The 5,646-nt window shown below is 64.6% G+C and carries 5 protein-coding genes; 3 read left to right on the top strand and 2 right to left on the bottom strand.

The genetic code is table 11. From position 1 onward, the window contains the following. The coding region (locus ACRCSW_RS19945) for a GTP-binding protein (RefSeq protein WP_438707399.1) at window positions 1–139 on the bottom strand (139 nt) is incomplete at its 3' end. Between the two features lie 188 nt (window positions 140–327). On the opposite strand from ACRCSW_RS19945, the gene ACRCSW_RS19940 reads away from it, so the two are divergent. Further along, window positions 328–1,698 carry a cytochrome P450 gene (locus ACRCSW_RS19940; RefSeq protein WP_438707398.1) on the top strand — a complete coding sequence of 457 codons (1,371 nt, stop codon included), beginning with the start codon at window positions 328–330 and terminating at the stop codon, window positions 1,696–1,698. Window positions 1,699–1,779: 81 nt separating this feature from the next. Here the strand turns inward: ACRCSW_RS19940 and parC are convergent, their stop codons facing one another. Then, a complete protein-coding gene (gene parC, locus ACRCSW_RS19935) occupies window positions 1,780–4,089 on the bottom strand; it encodes a DNA topoisomerase IV subunit A (protein WP_438707397.1) in 2,310 nt (769 codons plus the stop codon). A gap of 142 nt (window positions 4,090–4,231) precedes the next feature. Here parC and ACRCSW_RS19930 point away from each other — a divergent pair, with 142 nt between their 5' ends. Continuing rightward, window positions 4,232–4,816 (top strand): SH3 domain-containing protein, encoded by a 585-nt coding sequence (locus tag ACRCSW_RS19930; RefSeq protein WP_438707396.1) that lies wholly within the window; start codon window positions 4,232–4,234, stop codon window positions 4,814–4,816. A gap of 24 nt (window positions 4,817–4,840) precedes the next feature. Further along, window positions 4,841–5,646, top strand: an 806-nt coding sequence (locus ACRCSW_RS19925) for an SDR family NAD(P)-dependent oxidoreductase (protein WP_438707395.1), incomplete at its 3' end; no start/stop codon positions are given.

Raw genomic sequence — 5,646 nt, 5'->3', positions numbered from 1 at the left:
CGTCGATCTGGTCATAGGCGCGGAATTCGCCGAAATACTTCGTGATCGCCGCCGTCAGCGTCGTCTTGCCGTGGTCAACGTGACCAATCGTCCCGATGTTCACATGCGGCTTGTTACGTTCAAACTTTGCCTTCGCCATAGCGCTTTCCGCCCTTGTTCTGATCGCATCCCTATCAGGCCCATGCGGGGGCCCGTCTTCATACGCGCGGCGGCTTAGCCCGGAGAGCGGAGAAATTCAAGCCTGATTGGCTGGGAGACCATCGCCCGCGGGGATGCGGCAACGATGCGCTTTGCCTGCCCGTCGCGGAGGGCTATCTTTCCGACATCATGACCGAGCTTCATCCTCCCCCCTCACATCCCCTGCCCGTCCGTGTAGCGCTGCACACAGAGCCGATGGGCATCTGGCAAAGCTTCCGGGCGGCGCAACGGAACGTGCTGGAGCTGATCCCGGAGGTGGCAACGCGGGTGCCGATCCTGTCGGGCCGGACGGGCAAGCGCTGGCACATGCTGATGGACCCGGAAGGGCTGCGGCAGGTGCTGCGGGACAAGGTGGCGGATTATCCGAAATCGGTGGTGACGAAGCTGATCCTGGAGCCGGCCATCGGTGACAGCCTGTTTGTGGCGGAAGGCGCGGAATGGATGTGGCAGCGCCGGACCGCGGCGCCGGTCTTTTCGCACCGCAATGTCTCTGCCCTTGGGCCGGTGATGACGGCTGCGGCGGAACGTTCGGTGGCGCGGCTGGAGGGGTCGGTCGGACGGGCGGCGGACCTTTTCGAAGAGATGGTGACGGCGACCTTCGAGGTGATCGCGGATGTGACCTTCTCGGACGGGTCGGGGTTCGACCGGGGGGCGGTTCACAAGGCGATCGAGCAGTATATCGGCGAGACGGCGAAAGTGTCGCTACTGGATATTCTGGGGGTGCCACCCTGGGTGCCGCGGCCGAACCGGCTTTTCACCGGATCGGCGATGCGCGACACGAAGCGGCTTGCGGACCGGGCGATCGAAGCACGGAAGGCGGAAGGCGCGAAGCTGCCGCCGGATCTGCTGGACCTTCTGATGGCGGGGTCGGACCCTGAAACCGGCCGGAAGATGACGACGGCAGAGCTTCGGGACAACCTTCTCACCTTCATCGTCGCAGGGCATGAGACGACGGCGCTGACGCTGTCCTGGGCTTTGTATCTGTGCGCTTTTGACCCTGCAGTGCAGGAGGCCGCGCGATCCGAAGCGCAGGGGGTACTCGGGGGCCGGATGGCAACCGCTGCTGACCTGCCCGGCCTGCCGCTGGTCCGCCGGATCGTGGATGAGACGTTGCGGCTTTACCCGCCGGCGGCGTTTCTGTCGCGGACTGCCATGGCCGAGGACCGGCTTTGCGGCCGTGACATCCGGAAGGGCGATACGGTCATCCTGCCGATCTACGCGCTGCACCGGCACCGGCTGCTCTGGGAGGATGCCGATGCCTTCCGCCCCGAACGCTTTGCCGATCCGAAAGCGGTGCCGCGGTTCCAGTACCTGCCGTTTGGCGACGGGCCGCGGGTCTGCATCGGCGCCTCGTTTGCGCTGCAGGAGGCGGTGATCGTGCTGGCAAGCCTTCTGGGGCGGTTCCGGTTTTCGCCGGTGCCGGGGAAGAACCCGAAGCCGGTGATGATCCTGACGCTTCGGCCCGAGGGCGGGGTGTGGCTTAAGGTGGAGCGGGTCTGACCCGGGGGCCTCCTCGTTCGACTTCGTCTCCTCGTCGGGGGCGCCGAGCGAGGAGTGACGAAGTCATCGACGAGCGGCAAGTCAAGTAAACCGGTTGTCCCTCGGGAAGCCCCTAGGAGCCATCTTGCCGGCACTGGCACGAGCCCCGGTCCATTCGGCAAGCTCGGTTTCCGTCCGGGTCCGGCCTGCCGGATCTTTCCAGGAAAGGCCCTCGGCTAGGGTGAACGTGATCGCGTCGGAAAGCCCGCCGTCCTTGTACTTCTGCAACCTCACGCCCTTGCCCTTGGCCATTTCCGGCAGTTCGGACAACGGGAAAACCAGCATCTTCCGGTTGTCGCCGACCACCGCGATACTGTCGCCCCGGACGGGCGTGCAGACCGCGGTCTTCACGCCGTCACGGACGGTCAGCACGGCTTTCCCGGCCTTGGTCTGGGCAACCAGTTCCTCGGACGGGACAATGAAGCCATCGCCAGCGGTCGAGGCGACCAGGAGTTTCTCGCCGGGACGGAAGATCAAAAGGTCGGTGATCCCGGTGTCGTTCGGCAGATCGACCATCAGGCGGACGGGTTCACCCATGCCGCGCCCGCCGGGGAGGTTGGCGCCGAGGAGCGTGTAGAACCGGCCGTTTTCGGCGACGAGGAGAATCCTGTCGGTGGTTTCCGCATGGAACGCGAAACGGGGGCCGTCGCCGTCCTTGAACTTCTGTTCGGTGGAAAGGTCGACGTGGCCCTTCATCGCCCTGATCCAGCCCATCTTCGAGCAGATCACCGTGATCGGCTCGCGGTCGATCATCGCCTCATAGGGGATATCCTCGATCTCGGTCGCGTCGGCGAACTGGGTGCGGCGGGCGCCGAGGGCGGTTGCCTTGCCGTAAAGCTTGCGGACCCCGTCGAGGTCCTTGCCGATGCTCTTCCACTGACGCCGCTCGCTTTCCAGAAGATCGGCCAGGTCGGCGCGTTCCTTCATCAGCGCATCGCGTTCGGCGTTAAGCTCCATCTCCTCCAGCCGCCGCAGACTGCGGAGGCGCATGTTGAGGATCGCTTCGGCCTGGTTGTCCGTCAGCTCGCCTTCGCCGGGCGCTGGGGGGCGGTAGTCCTTTTCGGACGTCGCGCGGATGTGGGATTTTGACCAATCCTCGGCCATCAAGGCGGCCTTCGGGTCGTCGTCGTATCGGATAATGTCAATGACCCGGTCGAGGTTCAGGAAGGCGATGATCAGGCCTTCCAGCACCTCAAGCCGCGTGTCGATCTTTTCGATCCGGTGCTCGCTGCGCCGACGCAGGACGTCGCGGCGGTGGTCAAGGAAGGCGCGAAGCACTTCTTTCAGCGAGCAGACCTTGGGGACCTTCCCATCAATCAGCACGTTCATGTTAAGCGAGAAGCGGACCTCGAGGTCGGAGTTCTTGAAGAGGCTGCCCATCAGCACCTCGGGGTCCACGTTCCGGGCGCGGGGCTCAAGGATCAGGCGGATGTCTTCGGCGGACTCGTCCCGGACATCGGCAAGAAGCGGGACTTTCTTGATCTGGATGAGCTCGGCCAGCTTTTCGATCAGCTTCGACTTCTGGACCTGGAACGGGATCTCGGTGACGACGATCTGCCAGGTGCCGCGGCCAAGGTCTTCGACCTGCCATTTGGCGCGCGTGCGGAAGGCGCCGCGACCTGTCGCATAGGCTTCAAGGATGCTGTCACGGGGTTCGACGATGACCCCGCCGGTCGGGAAATCGGGGCCGGGGATCAGTGCGACCAGAGCCTCATTGGTGATGTCGGGGTCGGACAGCAGCGCCTGGCAGCCGTCGATCAGCTCATCCAGGTTGTGCGGCGGGATGTTCGTGGCCATCCCGACCGCGATGCCGGAGGAGCCATTGGCCAGAAGGTTGGGGAAGGCAGCCGGAAGGACAACGGGCTCTTCCAGGCGGCCGTCATAGTTCGGGCGAAAGTCGACGGCGGTCTCGTCGATCCCTTCCATCAGCGCTTCGGCCGCATGGGTCACTCGGGCCTCGGTGTAGCGGGAGGCCGCCGGGTTATCGCCGTCGATGTTGCCGAAGTTGCCCTGCCCGTCGACCAGCGGGTAGCGCATGTTGAAATCCTGCGCGAGCCGCGCCATCGCGTCATAGATCGCCTGGTCGCCGTGGGGGTGAAAGTCCCCCATCGTGTCGCCGGAGATTTTGGCCGACTTCAGGAAGCCCCCGGTGGGCGTCAGCCGCAGCCGCCGCATCGCCCAAAGGATTCGCCGGTGGACCGGTTTCAGCCCGTCGCGAGCGTCCGGAAGCGCGCGGTGCATGATGGTGGAAAGCGCATAGGTCAAATACCGCTCACCGATCGCGCGGGAGAGCGGTTCGGAGAAGGTGACGCCTTCGTCGCCTATCTTGGGTTCGTCGTCATCCGAGGTCATGTATGTTGTGTACGGAAAAGCGCGGCGGCGGTCCAGATCGCATTGCCACAGACAATCGCAAAGCGCCACGGTTGCAATTTTTTCCTCAACTCTCGCAGCCGGCCTGTGCTAAGACGTGCACACAATCTGAACGGATCCCCCCATGTTTCGCCTGACGTTGATTCTTTGTTTCGGCATGTTCGCCACCCTGATGATTGCGGGGGAGGACCGGGGGCAGCTGCGCCCCGGACTGGCCGAAGCGGCCGCCAAGAAGGTGCTTCCCGGGTCGGAACTTGTGGCGGGCGCTGATTCGGTCGTGCCCCGGGTGACGGCCACTCCTGCAGTGGATACAGCAACCGCAAGACCTTTGGCGACAGAAGCAGCGGCCGTGGCGCGTGCCGAGCCCGAGCCTTATGTCGAGCCGGAGCGTGAGGTCGTGACGGCGGTCGAAGAGCCGATCTTCTCGCTATCGGCGGTCGGGAACGAAGAGGTTCCGGCAGGTGCCGAAAGCGAGCCCGCGCCGGAAGCCCTGGCCGAGGGCGAGGGGACGATCTGGTATGTCAACGCCGACTCGGTCAACGTCCGGGCCGAGCCGTCGACCGAAGCCGAAATACTCGACCGGCTTGGTTCGGGCGAAGCCACGTTGATGGTCCAGGCGGTCAACGACGAATGGGCGCGGATCGTCATCCAGGGCGACGGGGTGGAAGGCTTCGTCGCTTTGCGCTACCTGAGCCCCGAGGCCCCCTGAGGGCTTTGCGCCCCGGGAGCCCAGATGTCAGCACGTTCGATTTTGATCACCGGGTGCTCTTCGGGCATCGGTCTTGATGCAGCGCGGGGTCTTAAGGCGCGCGGCTGGCGGGTCTTTGCGACCTGTCGGCAAGAGGTGGACTGCGAAAGGCTGCGGGCCGAAGGGCTGGAGAGCTTCCGCCTGGACTACTCCGACGAAGACAACATCGCGGCGGCGGTCGAAGAGGTGAAGACGCGGACCGGGGGGGCGCTCGACGCGCTTTTCAACAACGGCGCCTTCGCCTGCCCCGGCGCGGTCGAGGACCTGCCGCGGGGCGCTTTGCGCGAGATCTTCGAGGTCAATCTCTTTGGCTATCATGATCTTGCGCGGCGGGTGATCCCGATGATGCGGGCGCAAGGTCATGGGCGGATCGTGAACTGCTCGTCGGTCCTGGGACTGGTGGGCATGACCTGGCGCGGGGCCTATGTCTCGACCAAGTTCGCGATGGAGGGGCTGACGGACGTCCTGCGGATCGAGATGAAGGGCACGGGGATCGAGGTGATCCTGATCGAGCCAGGGCCAATTGCGACGAAGATCCGCGAAAACGCGATCCCGCATTTCGAGAAATGGATCGACTGGAAAGCTTCGGCAAGGGCAGAGCAGTATCAGGCCTTGCGGGGGCGGCTTTACGACAAGAAAGTCAGGAAGGATGCTTTCGAACTGGGGCCCGAGGCGGTGACGGCGAAGCTGGTTCATGCGCTGGAGGCGAAGCGACCGAAGGCGCGCTACTATGTGACGACGCCGACTTACCTCATGGGCTTTGCCCGGCGGGTTCTGCCGACGCGAGCGCT

Source organism: Tabrizicola sp., from assembly GCF_051645465.1.
Taxonomy (GTDB): Bacteria; Pseudomonadota; Alphaproteobacteria; order Rhodobacterales; family Rhodobacteraceae; genus Tabrizicola.
The sequence above is the reverse complement of the archived record's forward strand: the minus strand, read 5'-3'. Positions and strand labels throughout refer to the sequence as shown.

Coding starts and splice junctions, on each gene's coding strand:
- ACRCSW_RS19930 (WP_438707396.1), top strand. CDS start 4,232: ATGTTTCGCCTGACGTTGATTCTTTGTTTCGGCATGTTCGCCACCCTG.
- ACRCSW_RS19940 (WP_438707398.1), top strand. CDS start 328: ATGACCGAGCTTCATCCTCCCCCCTCACATCCCCTGCCCGTCCGTGTA.
- parC (WP_438707397.1), bottom strand. CDS start 4,089: ATGACCTCGGATGACGACGAACCCAAGATAGGCGACGAAGGCGTCACC.